At 61.2% G+C, this 15,528-nt stretch carries 15 protein-coding genes; 10 read left to right on the forward strand and 5 right to left on the reverse strand.

Going from position 1 to position 15,528, the window contains the following annotated elements; genetic code table 11:
• Nucleotides 1-82 precede the first annotated feature (82 nt).
• The 4 genes from AD665_RS01025 to AD665_RS01040 are packed head-to-tail and all read left to right on the forward strand — an operon-like array spanning nucleotide 83 to nucleotide 4,561.
• Complete coding sequence (locus AD665_RS01025) at nucleotides 83-1,438, forward strand: M16 family metallopeptidase (protein ID WP_053190568.1); 1,356 nt, start codon at nucleotides 83-85, stop codon at nucleotides 1,436-1,438.
• Nucleotides 1,431-2,921, forward strand: coding sequence for a M16 family metallopeptidase (locus tag AD665_RS01030; RefSeq protein ID WP_053190570.1), 1,491 nt, complete (start codon nucleotides 1,431-1,433; stop codon nucleotides 2,919-2,921). Before AD665_RS01025 ends, AD665_RS01030 begins: the two co-directional genes overlap by 8 nt.
• The gene (gene rsmD, locus AD665_RS01035; RefSeq protein WP_024778912.1) at nucleotides 2,921-3,532 is read left to right on the forward strand and encodes a 16S rRNA (guanine(966)-N(2))-methyltransferase RsmD; all 612 of its coding nucleotides are present in this window, start codon (nucleotides 2,921-2,923) and stop codon (nucleotides 3,530-3,532) included. The genes AD665_RS01030 and rsmD overlap by 1 nt, the downstream gene beginning before the upstream one ends.
• Nucleotides 3,533-3,562: 30 nt before the next feature.
• Nucleotides 3,563-4,561 (forward strand): hydrolase, encoded by a 999-nt coding sequence (locus AD665_RS01040; RefSeq protein WP_053190572.1) that lies wholly within the window; start codon nucleotides 3,563-3,565, stop codon nucleotides 4,559-4,561.
• A gap of 520 nt (nucleotides 4,562-5,081) precedes the next feature.
• Here the strand turns inward: AD665_RS01040 and AD665_RS01045 are convergent.
• Together AD665_RS01045 and AD665_RS01050 are read right to left on the reverse strand one after the other, a co-directional pair.
• Nucleotides 5,082-5,936: a sulfurtransferase gene (locus AD665_RS01045; protein ID WP_024780446.1), complete on the reverse strand. Its 855-nt coding sequence runs from the start codon at nucleotides 5,934-5,936 to the stop codon at nucleotides 5,082-5,084.
• Nucleotides 5,937-5,986: 50 nt separating this feature from the next.
• Nucleotides 5,987-6,658: a TetR/AcrR family transcriptional regulator gene (locus AD665_RS01050; RefSeq protein WP_024780447.1), complete on the reverse strand. Its 672-nt coding sequence runs from the start codon at nucleotides 6,656-6,658 to the stop codon at nucleotides 5,987-5,989.
• Between the two features lie 147 nt (nucleotides 6,659-6,805).
• Between AD665_RS01050 and AD665_RS01055 the strand changes: the two genes are divergently transcribed.
• The 5 genes from AD665_RS01055 (at nucleotide 6,806) to AD665_RS01075 (ending at nucleotide 11,473) form a co-directional block, all read left to right on the forward strand.
• Entirely contained in the window at nucleotides 6,806-8,236 is a 1,431-nt protein-coding gene (locus AD665_RS01055) for a coniferyl aldehyde dehydrogenase (protein WP_053190573.1), read from the forward strand.
• Nucleotides 8,237-8,263: 27 nt separating this feature from the next.
• On the forward strand, nucleotides 8,264-8,809 hold the full coding sequence (locus AD665_RS01060) for a hypothetical protein (protein ID WP_024780449.1): 546 nt from the start codon (nucleotides 8,264-8,266) through the stop codon (nucleotides 8,807-8,809).
• Nucleotides 8,810-8,894: 85 nt separating this feature from the next.
• Nucleotides 8,895-10,490: a GMC family oxidoreductase gene (locus tag AD665_RS01065; RefSeq protein ID WP_024780450.1), complete on the forward strand. Its 1,596-nt coding sequence runs from the start codon at nucleotides 8,895-8,897 to the stop codon at nucleotides 10,488-10,490.
• A 115-nt stretch (nucleotides 10,491-10,605) separates the two neighbouring features.
• The gene (coaD, locus tag AD665_RS01070) at nucleotides 10,606-11,085 is read left to right on the forward strand and encodes a pantetheine-phosphate adenylyltransferase (protein WP_024780451.1); all 480 of its coding nucleotides are present in this window, start codon (nucleotides 10,606-10,608) and stop codon (nucleotides 11,083-11,085) included.
• Nucleotides 11,086-11,221: 136 nt separating this feature from the next.
• Nucleotides 11,222-11,473: a YfhL family 4Fe-4S dicluster ferredoxin gene (locus tag AD665_RS01075; protein ID WP_003206534.1), complete on the forward strand. Its 252-nt coding sequence runs from the start codon at nucleotides 11,222-11,224 to the stop codon at nucleotides 11,471-11,473.
• 151 nt (nucleotides 11,474-11,624) lie between these two features.
• On the opposite strand, the gene AD665_RS01080 is transcribed toward AD665_RS01075, so the two are convergent.
• The 3 genes from AD665_RS01080 to AD665_RS01090 are packed head-to-tail and all read right to left on the reverse strand — an operon-like array spanning nucleotide 11,625 to nucleotide 13,659.
• Nucleotides 11,625-11,945 carry a hypothetical protein gene (locus AD665_RS01080; protein WP_024780453.1) on the reverse strand — a complete coding sequence of 107 codons (321 nt, stop codon included), beginning with the start codon at nucleotides 11,943-11,945 and terminating at the stop codon, nucleotides 11,625-11,627.
• A gap of 56 nt (nucleotides 11,946-12,001) precedes the next feature.
• On the reverse strand, nucleotides 12,002-12,814 hold the full coding sequence (mutM, locus tag AD665_RS01085; RefSeq protein ID WP_024780454.1) for a bifunctional DNA-formamidopyrimidine glycosylase/DNA-(apurinic or apyrimidinic site) lyase: 813 nt from the start codon (nucleotides 12,812-12,814) through the stop codon (nucleotides 12,002-12,004).
• Nucleotides 12,815-12,843: 29 nt separating this feature from the next.
• The gene (locus tag AD665_RS01090; RefSeq protein ID WP_162164418.1) at nucleotides 12,844-13,659 is read right to left on the reverse strand and encodes an HDOD domain-containing protein; all 816 of its coding nucleotides are present in this window, start codon (nucleotides 13,657-13,659) and stop codon (nucleotides 12,844-12,846) included.
• A gap of 282 nt (nucleotides 13,660-13,941) precedes the next feature.
• Between AD665_RS01090 and AD665_RS01095 the strand changes: the two genes are divergently transcribed.
• Nucleotides 13,942-15,138, forward strand: a complete 1,197-nt coding sequence (locus tag AD665_RS01095) for a class I SAM-dependent rRNA methyltransferase (protein WP_024780456.1) — start codon at nucleotides 13,942-13,944, stop codon at nucleotides 15,136-15,138.
• Nucleotides 15,139-15,528 lie beyond the last annotated feature (390 nt).

Here is a 15,528-nt window from a genome sequence, read left to right on the forward strand (position 1 = left end):
CAGTAAAACGGATCAGTATCCTAGCACCCTCTCGCCCGCCGACGCTAAGACCTAGCGGGCAGCCCAACAGGTTTAAACACGAATGAATGCTCTTGCCCGCCGCGTTGCAGGCCTGCTGTTCAGCACAGTTTGTCTGCCCCTTTCAGCCTTGGCTGCCGATCCACAACCCACCCATGAATTCACCCTCGACAACGGCCTGAAGGTCGTGGTGCGCGAAGATCATCGGGCGCCGGTGGTGGTTTCCCAGGTCTGGTACAAGGTCGGTTCCAGTTATGAAACACCGGGCCAGACCGGTTTGTCCCACGCCCTGGAACATATGATGTTCAAGGGCAGCGAAAAAGTCGGCCCTGGTGAAGCGTCGCTGATCCTGCGGGACCTGGGTGCCGAGGAAAACGCCTTCACCAGCGATGATTTCACTGCGTATTACCAGGTGTTGGCGCGGGATCGCCTGGGCGTGGCCTTCGAGCTGGAAGCCGACCGCATGGCCAGCCTGCGCCTGCCGCCTGAAGAGTTCAGCCGCGAGATCGAAGTCATCAAGGAAGAGCGCCGCATGCGCACCGACGACAAGCCGATGTCCAAGGCGTTCGAGCGCTTCAAGGCCATGGCTTATCCGGCCAGCGGCTACCACACGCCGACCATCGGCTGGATGGCCGACCTGGACCGCATGACCGTCCAGGAACTGCGCCACTGGTACGAATCCTGGTACGCGCCGAACAATGCCACCCTGGTGGTGGTTGGCGACGTGACGCCGGACGAGGTCAAGGCCCTGGCCCAACGCTACTTCGGCCCGATTGCCCGGCGTAACGTGCCGACGGCGAAGATTCCCCTGGAACTGGCCGAACCCGGCGAACGCCAGATCACCCTGCATGTGCAGACCCAACTGCCCAGCCTGATGCTGGCCTTCAACGTGCCAAGCATCGCCACTGCGACAGACAAGCGCTCGGTCAACGCCCTGAGGTTGATCTCGGCCTTGCTGGATGGCGGCTACAGCGGCCGGATTCCGACCCAGCTGGAGCGTGGGGAGGAGCTGGTATCCGGCGGTTCGTCGAGCTACGACGCCTACACCCGTGGCGACACGCTGTTCACCTTGTCGGCGGCGCCCAATACCCAGAAGAAAAAAACCATCGCCCAGGCCGAAGCCGGCCTGTGGCGCTTGCTGGACCAGTTGAAAACCACCGCCCCGACCGCCGATGAACTGGAGCGCGTCCGCGCCCAGGTGATCGCCGGCCTGGTGTACGAGCGCGATTCGATCACCAGCCAGGCCACCGCCATCGGCCAGCTGGAAACCGTCGGGTTGTCCTGGAAGCTGATGGACACCGAGCTTGCCGAATTGCAAAGCGTAACTCCGCAAGACATCCAGAAGGCAGCCCAGCTGTATTTCACCCACTCGCGCCTGAGCGTTGCGCACATCCTGCCCGAGGAGAAAGCTCATGAGTGAGCGCAAATCATCACGCCTGCTGCTGATCGGCCTGGTGGTCATCGCCCTGGTCGCAGCCTTGGCCTTCTACCTGTCTCCTGCCACTGACGTCACTGCCAGCCAGGCCCTGGACAACGCCAGATCCGGCAACAAGCTGCAATCGCTGGCGGAACTTGACGGCAAGGCCCCCGGCCATCGTCAGCTCGACGTGCAATCCTGGAAAACCGCTGACGGCGCCAAGGTACTGTTCGTCGAAGCTCGCGAACTGCCGATGTTCGACCTGCGCCTGACCTTCGCCGCCGGCAGCAGCCAGGACGGCAACGCCCCCGGCCTGGCCCTGCTGACCAACGCCATGCTCAACGAAGGCGTGGCCGGCAAGGACGTCAGCGCCATCGCCGAAGGGTTCGAAAGCCTTGGCGCTGACTTCGGCAACGGTGCCTACCGGGACATGGCCGTGGCCTCCCTGCGCAGCCTCAGTGCGGTGGACAAGCGGGAGCCGGCACTGAAACTGTTCGCCGAAGTGGTCGGCAAGCCGACCTTCCCCGCTGACTCCTTCGCCCGCATCAAGAACCAGATGCTCGCCGGCTTGGAGTACCAGAAGCAGAACCCCGGCAAACTGGCGGGACTGGAACTGATGAAGCGCCTGTACGGTGACCACCCGTACGCGCACTCCAGCGACGGCACCGCACAAAGCATTCCACCGATCACCCTGGCCCAGGCCCGTGACTTTCACGCCAAGGCCTACGCTGCCGGCAACGCGGTGATTGCGTTGGTGGGAGACCTCTCCCGCGCCGAGGCCGAGGCGATCGCCAACCAGGTGTCCGCCGCGCTGCCCAAGGGGCCCGCGCTGGCAAAAACCCCATCACCAGTAGAACCGAAGGCGAGCGTCAGCCACATCGAGTTCCCGTCCAAACAGACCAACCTGATGCTCGCGCAACTGGGCATCGACCGGGATGACCCGGACTTTGCGGCCGTCTCCCTGGGCAACCAGATCCTCGGCGGCGGTGGTTTCGGCACGCGATTGATGACTGAAGTACGGGAAAAACGTGGCCTGACTTATGGAGTGTACTCTGGCTTCACGCCGATGCAGGCTCGCGGCCCGTTCATGATCAACCTGCAGACCCGAGCCGAGATGAGCGAAGGCACACTCAAGCTGGTGCAGGACGTATTCGCCGAGTACCTGAAGAACGGTCCGACCCAGAAGGAGCTCGATGACGCCAAGCGTGAGCTGGCCGGCAGTTTCCCACTGTCCACCGCGAGCAACGCCGATATTGTCGGCCAACTCGGGGCCATGGGTTTCTACGACTTGCCGCTGAGCTACCTGGAAGACTTCATGCGCCAATCACAGGCGTTGACGGTAGATCAGGTCAAGGCAGCGCTGAACAAGCACCTGAGCACCGACAAGATGGTCATCGTCACCGCCGGCCCGACCGTGCCGCAAAAGCCGTTGCCGGCCCCCACTGACAAACCTGCCGAGCAACCGCTCGGGGTCCCGGAGCACTAATGGCCCGTCCATCGAATTCCAGCAAGAAACCCGCTCACAACGGGATCAACCAATTACGCATCATCGGCGGTGAATGGCGCAGCCGGCGCCTGAGCTTCCCAGACGCTCCGGGCTTGCGACCGACACCGGACCGGGTGCGTGAAACTCTGTTCAACTGGCTCGCACCTTATGTGGCAGGCGCCCGGGTACTCGACCCGTTCGCCGGCAGTGGCGCGCTGTTTCTCGAAGCCCTGTCCCGTGGTGCTGCCATGGGCCAGGCACTGGACGCCAGCAACCTGGCGGTTTCCAGCCTGAAAGAACACCTGGGCACCCTGCGTTGCACGGTCGGCCAGGTACAGACAGCCGACGCCTTGCGCTATCTGGACAGCCAACCGGCCAGCCCTTTCGACCTGGTGTTTCTCGACCCGCCGTTCAACCAGAACCTGTTGCCGACGGTCTGCGCGCTGCTTGAGGAACGCCAGTGGCTGACCGAGGATGCCTGGGTCTACACTGAAAGCGAGACCGCTCCGTCGGTCCTCGGCCTGCCGGGCAATTGGCGCTTGCATCGCGAGCAGAAATCCGGACGGGTGTACTACGCATTGTGGCAACGTATGGCAGAAGCCGTTGGCTGACGGCTGGCCGCAGCATCGAGAACAATAATAATGGCCTCTGCACCTGAACGATTCATCCCCGCCAGAGGCCTTGGCAACCCGCACTTGCAAACCCTGTGGGGCCCGCTATGGCGCAAGACCACACACATCCCTCGCCAACGCGAGCGTTTGTGGCTGGACGACGGTGATTTCCTCGACCTAGACTGGCATGGCCCCCACAGCGCCAAGGCGCCGCTGGTGTTGGTGCTTCACGGACTGACGGGCTCCTCCAACTCGCCTTACGTGGCCGGCTTGCAACAAGCCCTTGGCCATCAGGGCTGGGCCAGTGTCGCGCTGAACTGGCGCGGCTGTTCAGGCGAACCGAACCTGCTGCCCCGCAGTTACCACTCCGGCGTCAGCGAAGACCTGGCCGCCGTCATTGCTCACCTGCGGACGCGACGGCCCCTGGCGCCGCTGTTTGCGGTGGGTTATTCGCTAGGCGGCAACGTACTGCTCAAACACCTGGGAGAAACCGGCAGCGACAGTCAACTGCTCGGCGCCGTGGCCGTTTCGGTGCCGTTTCGACTCGATCAATGCGCCGATCGCATCGGGCAAGGGTTTTCCAGGTTTTATCAGGCGCATTTCATGCGGGAGCTGGTGGCTTACGTGCGCAACAAGCAACGCCGGTTCAAGCACGATGGACGTCACGAAGGGCTTGCCACCCTGGCGGCGCTGGGTCCATTGGAAAACATGCGCACCTTCTGGGATTTCGACGGCCGCGTGACCGCCCCGCTGCACGGCTTTTCCGACGCCTCGGACTATTACCGTCGCGCCTCCAGCCGCTATTACATGAGCGAAATCAACACCCCGACCCTGGTCATCCAAGCTGCCGACGACCCTTTCGTATTCCCCCACAGCCTGCCCCAACCCGACGAGCTGTCCGCCTCCACCCAGCTGGAACTGCATGCCCAGGGTGGGCACGTGGGATTTGTCGAAGGGACCTTGCGCTCACCCGGATACTACCTGGAGCGACGTATTCCCCAGTGGCTGGCGAACCTGGGTCACGGATGAGCCACCGCCAACACACACCCCTGTGGGAGCGAGCCTGCTCGCGATAGCGGAGTGTCAGTCACTTCAATGCTGCTGACCCGCCGCTATCGCGAGCAGGCTCGCTCCCACAGGGACTAGCGCCAGCAGGAAGAAACAGGCCGACTGCAAGGCCTCGCCCCGCCTCGCTTTGCTTTTGCTTTTGCTTTTGCTTTTGCTTTTGCTTTTGATCTTCAGGCCCCGTTAACCACGCTGGCCGAACGCAGGCATTGCGTAGTGGGCAACCCGGCATGGATGCCGGGTTAGCCGCGCTGGGCCATGGATGGCCCTTCGCGGCGGGCCCACGGAGCAATGCCGGAGTGAGGGCACACCGAGCCTAGGCGAGGTGCCGAGTGGTGGGGCCAAGCCTTTTTTGCTTACTTTTTTTGGCGTTTGAAAAAAAGTAAGCCGCCGTAAGGGCGGAACCCTAAGCCGCCGTTACCGCAGCAATGGATATGTACCCGGTCAAAAACACCAGGTGAGAGTGTCAGGTCGCCATTCGCAGCTATTCACCCTTCGCCACCCCACGCCCCGAATCATTAATCCACTCACTCCACGACCCAGCATACAACCTCCCCAACGGATACCCCGCCAGGCACAAGGCAAACAGGTTATGACACGCCGTCACCCCGGAGCCGCAATAAGCCACCAGCTCAGTCGGCGAACGCCCCCCCAATTTTTCGGCGAAACGCTGCTTGAGTCGATCTGCCGAAAGAAAACACCCATCAGCGCCAAGGTTGTCGGTAAATGCCGCACATTGCGCTCCCGGGATGTGTCCGGCCACCGGATCGATCGGCTCGACTTCGCCCTTGAAGCGCGGCAACGCACGAGCATCCAGAAGCGTCATCTCCGCTTGGCCGAGGCGCTGTTGCAGCGCCTCGGCGTCGAGCAACAGGGAATCATCCGGCGAACCGCTGAACGTCCCACGGTTGCCCGTCGGCGGATCGAGACTCAAGGGCAAACCATTGGCGTGCCAGGCCTTGAGTCCGCCATCGAGCAGGTATACACCCTCGCGTTTGCCCAACCAGGCCAGCAACCACCAGGCCCGAGCCGCATAGGCACCGGGACCATCGTCGTACAGCACGATGTCGCTGTCGTTGTCGATGCCCCAGGTCCGCAAGCGCTCCATCAACGCGCCGGGCTCCGGCAGCGGATGACGCCCGGTAACCCCCTTGATCACCGGGCCACTCAGGTCGCGCTCGAGGTCCGCGAACGACGCACCGGCGATATGCCCCTCGGCGTAGCTGCGCTGGCCATAATCCGGATCTTCGAGGGCAAAACGGCAATCGAGGATCACCAGCCCGGGCTGTGCCCTCCTTTGCTCGAGGGCTTGAGGGCTGATGAGTTGCGCGATAGGCATGGCGAGCTCCTGTGACGGAATGAGTGGCCGGTATGGTTCAGTTCCGATTCCTACTGCCCTTCCTCCAGGGTCTGGGGCAGGGGGACGTAATATTCCTTGAACAGTGCATCCACCGCTTCGCGGGCCTGGTCGGTCACGAAACCGGCCTCCAGCACCAACACCTGATACACCCCGCGCTTGATGGCCTGTTCACTCAAATGATTGGAGTTTTCCCGAGTGGTGCAAAGAAACCGCACCCAAGACGTCAGGATGATCCAGGCATTAAGAGTCAGGGACTCGATCTGCACGCGATCCATCTTCAGGATGCCGGCCGCGACGAAGCCCTCATAGATGGCGGTCCCGTGGATCAGGCAGCGCTGGGAAAACCGGCGATAGCGAGCCGCAAGGTCGGGATCGCTGTCGAGCAGATGCTCCAGGTCCCGGTGAAGAAAGCGATAACTCCACATCGCCGACAGCAGCTCCTGGAGATAGAAGCGCTTGTCCTCCACCGTAGCCGCCCGGCCCTGGGGAGGCCGCAGGAAACTGTCCACCAGGTTTTCGTATTCACTGAACAGCACGGCGATGATCGCCTGCTTGTTAGGGAAGTGGTAGTAAAGGTTGCCCGGGGACATATCCATATGGGCGGCAATGTGGTTGGTGCTGACACTGCGCTCGCCCTGCTGATTGAACAGTTCGAGGCTGTTTTGCACGATGCGCTCGCTGGTTTTCATTCGCGTGACCATGGCTTGGGCTTTAATTCGACGAAAGCATTGCGGCATCTTACGACCTATCGCCCGGAGGACAAACCCAAAGCCACCCAGGATGTCATTTGACTTTATAGAGCATAAGCTCTAGAAAACACCCACACTTATAAGAACTGGTGCCTGACGATGCCTGCCGACATTGCTTATCTGCGCGATTCCCAACGGCAACTGGATGAGCTGCAGTCATTCTTCGAGACACAGCGTCAGGCCTATGCCGCTCATCCAATGCCCCCCGCCGAACAGCGTCGGCAGTGGCTCAAGTCCCTCCGAGAGGTGCTGAGCAATGAACGACAGGCTCTGATCGATGCCATCAGCGAGGATTTCAGCCACCGCAGCGCCGACGAAACGCTGTTGGCCGAGCTGATGCCGAGCCTGCACGGCATCCATTATGCCAGTCGACACCTCAAGAGCTGGATGAAACCCTCCCGGCGCAAGGTAGGCATGGCCTTCCAACCGGCATCGGCCAAGGTGATCTATCAACCTCTGGGCGTGGTCGGGATCATCGTGCCGTGGAACTACCCCTTGTTCCTGGCCATCGGGCCATTGGTCGGAGCATTGTCGGCGGGAAATCGGGTGATGCTCAAGCTCAGCGAAGCCACACCTGCCACCGGACTGTTGCTCAAGCAGTTGCTGGCGCGAGTCTTTCCCCAGGATCTGGTGTGCGTGGTGCTCGGTGAGGCAGATGTCGGCGTAGCCTTTTCCAGGCTGCCGTTCGATCACCTGTTGTTTACCGGCGCTACCAGCATCGGCAGGCACGTCATGCGTGCCGCCGCCGAGAACCTGACCCCCGTCACCCTGGAGCTGGGTGGAAAGTCGCCCGCAGTCGTGTCCACCGACGTATCTCTGAGCGATGCCGCCGAGCGCATTGCCTTCGGCAAGATGCTGAATGCCGGGCAGACCTGTGTGGCGCCAGATTACGTGTTGGTGCCGCAAAACCGCGTCGGCGAATTCGTCGATGCCTACCGTGAGGCGGTTCGCAGGCTTTATCCGACCCTGGCTGACAACCCGGACTACACTGCGATCATCAACGAACGACAACTGGCACGGCTCAACGGCTACATCAGTGACGCTACCAGCAAGGGCGCATTGCTGATCGAGTTGTTCGACCGAGGCCAGGGACGCCGCATGCCCCATAGCCTGCTACTCAACGTCAACGACGACATGACCGTCATGCAGCACGAGATCTTCGGCCCGCTGCTGCCTATCGTGCCCTACAACGACCTGGACCAGGCGTTTGCCTACATCAATCAACGGCCTCGTCCGTTGGCTCTCTACTATTTTGGCTACAACAAGGCCGAACAGAACCGCGTACTCCACGAAACCCATTCCGGCGGCGTCTGCTTGAACGACACTTTGCTGCACGTTGCCCAGGACGACTTGCCATTCGGTGGCATCGGTCCTTCGGGGATGGGGCATTACCATGGGCACGAAGGGTTCCTTACCTTCAGCAAAGCCAAGGGTGTGCTGAGCAAGCAACGCTTTAACGCCGCCAGGCTGATTTATCCGCCCTATGGCAAACCGCTCCAGAAGTTGATTCAGAAGCTGTTCGTCCGTTAACAGGTCCCGGAGCGGGTGATCACAGTAATGAACCCAAGCCTGACCGATACACCCGTGCTGTCACGGCGCGGACTACTGAAATTCAGCCTCGGCGCCAGCGTGTTCCTGAGCACCGTTGGGCTGGGGGCCAGCCTGAGCGGTTGTTCGCCAAGCCAACCGGCCAAGGGCCTTGCCGCCCTGCGGGATAGCGACCTGCCATTTTTACGCGCGCTCATTCCCGTGATGCTGGAGGGCGCCGTGGCCGCTGAACAACGCAACGCCGCTGCTGATGCCACCCTGGAAAGCCTGGATACAGCCCTGGCCCACCTTTCCCCACCCATGCTCAAGCTCACTCGCCAACTGTTCGACGTACTCACGCTGGGCATTACCCGTGGACCGCTGACCGGCGTCTGGGGCTCTTGGGAAACCGCCAGCGGCGATGAGATCCGCCAGTTTCTCGATCGCTGGGAAAACAGCTCATTGGACTTGCTGCGCCAGGGCCACAGCTCATTGCTGCAAATGGTGATGATGGCGTGGTACAGCCGGGCCGAGGCTTGGACACATTGCGGGTATCCAGGGCCGCCCACGGTTTGAATATGCAGATGAGAGTCATGTGTGCGGGCTTGCTCGCGCCCACAGGAGGTCTATTGCACATCCATAACAACAAGAGAGCCTGAACATGCCCGTACCCGACCCCTTCCGCGAGGGTCTTGCCCGCGGCTGGACCACCTACAACGGTGCTCGACTGAGCCAGGACCTGACTCTGGAAGCAGACGTGGCAATCATTGGCAGCGGCGCGGGTGGCGGTACCACTGCGGAAATCCTCAGCGCGGCCGGCTATAACGTGTTGCTGATCGAAGAAGGCCCGCTCAAGACCAGCAGCGACTTCAAGCTGCTCGAGGACCAGGCTTACACCAGCCTGTACCAGGAAGGCCTGGGGCGCATGAGCAAGGATGGCGCCATCACCATCCTCCAGGGCCGGGCCGTGGGTGGCACTACCTTGATCAACTGGACCTCGAGCTTCCGCACTCCGGATCAGACCCTGGATCACTGGGCGGCCGAGCACAACGTCAAAGGGCACAGCTCCGCCGAAATGGCGCCCTGGTTCGAACGAATGGAACAACGCCTGGGCGTGGCACCATGGCTGATTCCGCCGAATGCCAACAACGATGTCATCCGCAAAGGCTGTGAACGATTGGGTTATCGCTGGCACGTCATCCCGCGCAATGTGCGCGGCTGCTGGAACCTGGGCTATTGCGGCATGGGGTGCCCGACCAACGCCAAGCAGTCGATGCTGGTCACCACCATCCCGAGCCTGCTCGACAAGGGCGGCGCATTGCTTTACCTGGCGCGGGCCGAGCGCCTGACCCTCAAAAACGATGCGGTCGTCGACCTGCAATGCCTGGCCATGGACGAGCGTTGTGTGGCGCCGACCGGGCGGCGCATCACTGTGAAGGCGCGCCATTACGTACTGGCCGGCGGCGGCATCAACAGTCCCGCCTTGTTACTGCGCTCCGATGCACCTGACCCTTACGAACGCGCGGGCAAGCGGACATTCCTGCATTTGGTGAACATGTCGGCCGGGCAGTTCGACGAGGTCATCAACCCGTTCTACGGCGCGCCCCAATCGATCTATTCGGATCACTTCCAATGGCAGGACGGCGCTACCGGCAAAATGTCCTACAAACTCGAAGTACCGCCCTTGCACCCCGCCCTCGCGGCCACGCTGCTGGGTGGTTTCGGCACACAGAACGCCGATCGCATGGCGCAACTGCCCCATACCCACGCCATGCTGGCCTTGCTGCGCGACGGCTTTCACCCGGACAGCCCCGGCGGCAGCGTCGAGTTGCGCAGCGACGGCTCTCCGGTGCTCGACTACAGTGTGTCACCCTATGCCTGGGACGGTTTGCGTCGCGCATTCCATAGCATGGCCGAGATTCAGTTCGCTGGCGGCGCCAGGGCGGTCATGCCGCTGCACAGTGACGCCCGCTACGTAAAAACCCTGGCCGAAGCCCGAAGCCTGATCGACGGGCTGGAGCTTGCCTTGTATCGCACGCGCCTGGGCAGCGCTCACGTGATGGGCGGTTGCGCGATGGGCGAAACGCCGCAAACCGCTGTCGCCGACAGCCTCGGTCGTCATCATCAACTCAGCAACCTTTCGATCCACGACGGCTCGCTGTTTCCCACCAGCATCGGTGCCAATCCGCAATTGTCGGTGTATGGGCTGACGGCCAAACTGGCGACATTCCTGGCCGAACGTCTGAGAAATCCATGAATATCCAGATCATTCGCAGCGTCTATAGTGCTTTCTTATCCCACAGCCGACTTGGCCGACCGAGAAGGCTGCGATACCATCCGACTCCCCAACGGACTCCCGCCAGGACGACGCGATGAACCGAGTGTTGTACCCAGGTACCTTCGACCCTATTACCAAGGGCCATGGCGATCTGGTCGAACGCGCCGCGCGCCTGTTCGATCATGTGATCATCGCCGTTGCCGCCAGCCCGAAGAAAAATCCGCTGTTCCCGCTGGAACAACGGGTGGAACTGGCCCGTGAAGTCACCAAGCATCTGCCCAACGTGGAAGTGGTGGGTTTCTCGACGCTGCTGGCGCACTTTGCCAAAGAACAGAACGCCAATGTGTTCCTGCGCGGCCTGCGGGCGGTTTCGGACTTCGAATACGAGTTCCAGCTGGCCAACATGAACCGCCAGTTGGCCCCGGACGTCGAAAGTCTTTTCCTGACGCCGTCGGAGCACTACTCGTTCATCTCATCGACCCTGGTGCGTGAAATTGCTGCCCTGGGCGGCGACATCACCAAGTTCGTCCACCCGGCCGTGGCCGATGCGCTGACCCTGCGCTTCAAGAAGTAGTCCCGCTGGCTGCGATTCACTTCGCGGCAGGGTGAGCGCAGTCCATCGCACCCACGTGCACTGCGCTCGCCAATGCGGCACAATTGCGCATATCCGTTTTCAGATGCCCGGGCACAACGCCCCGGCAGGAGCCTGCATGTCCCTGATCATCACCGACGACTGCATCAATTGCGACGTCTGCGAACCCGAATGCCCGAACGAGGCCATTTCACAAGGCGAAGAGATCTACGTCATCGACCCGAATCTGTGCACCCAGTGCGTCGGTCACTACGACGAGCCCCAGTGCCAGCAGGTCTGCCCGGTGGATTGCATTCCGCTGGACGAAGCACATCCGGAAACCGAAGAACAGTTGATGGCGAAATATCGCAAGATCACTGGCAAGGCTTGAGCCAGATGGTTTTGTAGCGCCTGCACCGGCCTCATCGCGAGCAGGCTCGCTCCCACAGGGGATCTGCCATGTTCATAACAGGTGTGCCTGGTCCAAATACCTTGTGGGAGCGAGCCTGCTCGCGATGAGGCCATCAGCGCCACCGCAAGACTCACTCCTGCTGTTCGAACCCTTCCCCAACACACCCCAGGCACCGCACGAAGGTGGCCTTCGCCGGGTCCACCACCAGCGCCTTCCCGGCATCACCGACTCCGCCGCCCAGCGCGGTAAAGGGCAACGACACCACGAACGCCCCCGCACCGATCACGGTGGCGGCGAGCAGCAGCGGCCGGGCGATCAACAAGTCGCCGATCATCGCGAAAGCTGGCGGATTCTGGATGGTGTAGCGCGGATCGCCACTGCCGGTATTCGCCAGGGTGGCCAGACTCATGGTCAGCAGCAGCGTTAGAACAACAGGTCGAAGCAGTCTCATGGAGGTCGATCCTTCGGCTGATCAGTATGACTACTGACTATAGACCGTAGGACGAATCAGCTTTGGCAACGCGGACACCAGACACTCGCACGCTGCCCCAGACGAACTTCCCGCAAGCCCGTGCCACAGACTTTGCACAACTCCCCGCCCCTGCCGTACACGAACAGTTCCTGCTGGAAATAGCCGGGCTGGCCGTCGCCACCAATGAAATCCCGCAACGTGGTACCGCCGCGCTCGATGGCATGGGCGAGGATGCGTTTGATCTCGATGGCCAGTTTCAGGTACCGGGCCCGGGAAATGCCTCCGGCCGCCCGACGCGGGTCGATGCCGGCGGCGAACAGCGCTTCAGTCGCATAGATATTGCCCACCCCCACGACCACCGCGTTGTCCATGATGAAAGGCTTGACTGCCATGGAGCGCCCACGTGAGAGCTGGAACAGGCGCTCACCGTCAAACAGATCGGTCAGCGGTTCCGGTCCGAGGCGAACCAGCAATTCATGGTTGAACGGGTCGAGGCTCCAGAGCATCGCGCCAAAGCGTCGCGGGTCGGTGTAGCGCAAGGCAAGGCCAGACTCCAGCTCGATGTCTACATGCTCGTGCCTGGCAGCAGGCATGCCCACCTCCACCAGCCGCAGGTTGCCGGACATGCCCAAGTGGCTGATCAAGGTGCCGACCTCGGCATTGATCAGCAAGTACTTGGCTCGTCGCTCCACCTGCACGATGCGCTGGCCCGAAAGCCGCACATCGAGGTCTTCCGGAATCGGCCAGCGCAGGCGGCGGTCGCGCACGATCACACGGCTGACCCGCTGCCCTTCAAGATGTGGCGCAATTCCGCGGCGGGTGGTTTCGACTTCCGGCAGTTCTGGCATGAGGCTCTCGAGTCAGGCGAACCGGGCACTCAACGAGTGGCAAGATCGCGGATTTCCTGTTTCTGGGTCTGGAAGTCATATTCCGACAATCCGATGTAATCGAGCACCAGGGCACCGACACAATCCCACTCGTGGTCTTCGGCCTGATTACCCAGAACCCGGTGGGACGCACAGATGTTCTCGGACATTTTCAGGATCGCCAGCAGGTTCTTCAGCGAGCTGTTGTTGCGTGAGGACTCGTCACTGAAAACCGCCAGGGCATTGTGGTGATTGGCGATGGCCTGGCTGACATGATCCGGCAGTCGCCAGGATTTTGAGGTGTAGTAACCGACGACCGCGTGGTTGGTATTGAACACGCGGTTCTCTGTGTCCACCACCCGGCATTCGGCGCTTGCGCTGGCGTACGCCTCCTCGAGCACGCCCATGTAGTTGGGAAACTGCTTGAGCATCAGCGGCACACCGCAATCGTGGAACAACCCCAGGGCATAGGCTTCGTCGCCATTCTCCAGGCCAACCCGCTTGGCCAGGGTCAGGCAGGTCATCGCCACATCCTGGGCCGTATCCCAGAAGCGATTCAAGGTGACGATGGCATCGTCGTGCAACTCACCCTTGATCGACTGCGCGTTGATCAGGTTGATGATCGAACGGCTGCCCAACAGGTTCACCGCGCGCTGGATCGAGGTGATCTTGTTGCGCAGGCCGTAATACGGCGAGTTGACGATCTTCAGCAAGGCCCCCGAAAGCCCCGGGTCCTGGGAGATCAGCTTGGCGATGGTTTCCAGGTCCGGATCGGGCATGTACTGCTCCATCTGCAGATCCACCATGATCTGCGGCTGGGGCGGCACGCTGATGCCTTGCAGGGACTGTTGGATCTGTTCGGTGGAAAGCTCGTTGGACATGGGCACACACTCTGGGACAGGCAAGGATTCTAACCCTGAAAGACGGGTCCGACACACCGCCCGGTTGGATCGACGAAACTTTCATGGAGACTCAGGCCTGAATCGGCAGCGACTCCATTGTGCTTGAGCTGTTTTTTGTGCCGACGGTCCGGTTGCCGCATATCGACCTCCAGGCCCGCCGACCACCTCAACACGGTATACTCCCGCTCTTTTTTTCGGAGCGACGTCATGTCCCTGCCCAGCCTGCGCCTCAAAGCCAACGCCGACCGTCGCCTGCGCGCCGGCCACCTGTGGGTCTACAGTAACGAAATCGACGTGGCCGCCACCCCGCTGCATGGTTTCAAGGCCGGCGACCAGGCGATCCTCGAAGCCGCCGGCGGCAAGCCGCTGGGCATTGTCGCGATGAGCCCCAACAACCTGATCTGCGCCCGCCTGCTGTCCCGTGACGCGAAGCTGCCGTTGGACAAGTCCCTGCTGGTGCATCGTCTCAACGTAGCGCTGTCGTTGCGCGAGCGGTTGTTCGACAAACCTTTCTATCGCCTGGTCTATGGCGACTCCGACCTGCTGCCGGGCCTGGTGGTCGACCGCTTCGGCGACATCCTGGTGGTACAGATCGCTTCCGCCACCATGGAAGCCCACAAGGATGACGTGATCGCTGCTCTGACCCAGGTGCTCAAGCCCAGCGGCATTCTGTTCAAGAACGACTCCGCCGCCCGCGATGCCGAAGGCCTGGAGCGCTACGTCGAAACCGTGTTCGGCCTGGTGCCGGAATGGGTTGCCCTGGAAGAGAACGGGGTAAAATTCGAAGCACCGGTCATGGAGGGCCAGAAGACCGGCTGGTTCTACGACCACCGCATGAACCGCGCACGTCTGGCCCCCTACGCCAAGGGCAAGCGCGTCCTGGACCTGTTCAGCTACATCGGTGGCTGGGGCGTGCAGGCGGCGGCATTCGGCGCCAGCGAAGTCTTCTGTGTCGACGCCTCGGGCTTCGCCCTGGACGGTGTCGAACGCAACGCAGCACTGAACGGCTTTGCCGAAAAGCTGACCTGCATCGAAGGCGACGTGTTCGAAGCCCTGAAGGAGCTCAAGGCCAGCGAAGAGCGTTTCGATGTGATCGTGGCCGACCCGCCGGCCTTCATCAAGCGCAAGAAAGACCTCAAGAATGGTGAAGGCGCCTATCGCCGTCTCAATGAACAAGCCATGCGCCTGCTCACCAAGGATGGCATCCTGGTCAGCGCTTCGTGCTCGATGCACTTGCCCGAAGACGACCTGCAGAACATCCTGTTGACCAGCGCCCGTCACCTGGACCGCAACATTCAATTGCTTGAACGCGGCGGTCAGGGCCCGGACCATCCAGTTCACCCAGCCATCCCCGAAACCCGCTACATCAAGAGCATCACCTGCCGGCTGTTGCCCAACAGCTAACGGATCGCGGTCTCAGATCCTGCGCCCAGCTCATCGGTATCCAGTCAACACCCCAATCGCAGCTTCGGCTGCGATTGTTTTTTGTGTACGAAAAGTTACCTGACATTGAAGTTAATACCACTACCTGCTTTTTTTGTAAGAACCCTCTCACATTATTACTGGAGCTTTCCTACTCAATCTCCTCTTGCCAAGCATTCATTAAAAACTATGATTGAACAGTCACTGCACAAGTGACAATCATTCAAGACACAACACTTGTTTAACGCAAAGGAGCTGCATCATGAAAGCAATCAACCTGGAAGCTGACAACATCGCAAACCTGGCGGGCCTGATTGTTCCAAAGAACCGCTAAGCCAGTAAACGCTTGAAGTAGACGATGGACTGAGGAGT

The sequence above is a fragment of the Pseudomonas corrugata genome, assembly GCF_001269905.1.
Lineage (GTDB): Bacteria > Pseudomonadota > Gammaproteobacteria > Pseudomonadales > Pseudomonadaceae > Aquipseudomonas > Aquipseudomonas corrugata.

Excerpts from the sequence above, each read along its gene's own strand:
- AD665_RS01025 (WP_053190568.1), top strand. The coding sequence starts at position 83 with ATGAATGCTCTTGCCCGCCGCGTTGCAGGCCTGCTGTTCAGCACAGTT.
- AD665_RS01030 (WP_053190570.1), top strand. The coding sequence starts at position 1,431 with ATGAGTGAGCGCAAATCATCACGCCTGCTGCTGATCGGCCTGGTGGTC.
- rsmD (WP_024778912.1), top strand. The coding sequence starts at position 2,921 with ATGGCCCGTCCATCGAATTCCAGCAAGAAACCCGCTCACAACGGGATC.
- AD665_RS01040 (WP_053190572.1), top strand. The coding sequence starts at position 3,563 with ATGGCCTCTGCACCTGAACGATTCATCCCCGCCAGAGGCCTTGGCAAC.
- AD665_RS01045 (WP_024780446.1), bottom strand. The coding sequence starts at position 5,936 with ATGCCTATCGCGCAACTCATCAGCCCTCAAGCCCTCGAGCAAAGGAGG.
- AD665_RS01050 (WP_024780447.1), bottom strand. The coding sequence starts at position 6,658 with ATGGTCACGCGAATGAAAACCAGCGAGCGCATCGTGCAAAACAGCCTC.
- AD665_RS01055 (WP_053190573.1), top strand. The coding sequence starts at position 6,806 with ATGCCTGCCGACATTGCTTATCTGCGCGATTCCCAACGGCAACTGGAT.
- AD665_RS01060 (WP_024780449.1), top strand. The coding sequence starts at position 8,264 with ATGAACCCAAGCCTGACCGATACACCCGTGCTGTCACGGCGCGGACTA.
- AD665_RS01065 (WP_024780450.1), top strand. The coding sequence starts at position 8,895 with ATGCCCGTACCCGACCCCTTCCGCGAGGGTCTTGCCCGCGGCTGGACC.
- coaD (WP_024780451.1), top strand. The coding sequence starts at position 10,606 with ATGAACCGAGTGTTGTACCCAGGTACCTTCGACCCTATTACCAAGGGC.
- AD665_RS01075 (WP_003206534.1), top strand. The coding sequence starts at position 11,222 with ATGTCCCTGATCATCACCGACGACTGCATCAATTGCGACGTCTGCGAA.
- AD665_RS01080 (WP_024780453.1), bottom strand. The coding sequence starts at position 11,945 with ATGAGACTGCTTCGACCTGTTGTTCTAACGCTGCTGCTGACCATGAGT.
- mutM (WP_024780454.1), bottom strand. The coding sequence starts at position 12,814 with ATGCCAGAACTGCCGGAAGTCGAAACCACCCGCCGCGGAATTGCGCCA.
- AD665_RS01095 (WP_024780456.1), top strand. The coding sequence starts at position 13,942 with ATGTCCCTGCCCAGCCTGCGCCTCAAAGCCAACGCCGACCGTCGCCTG.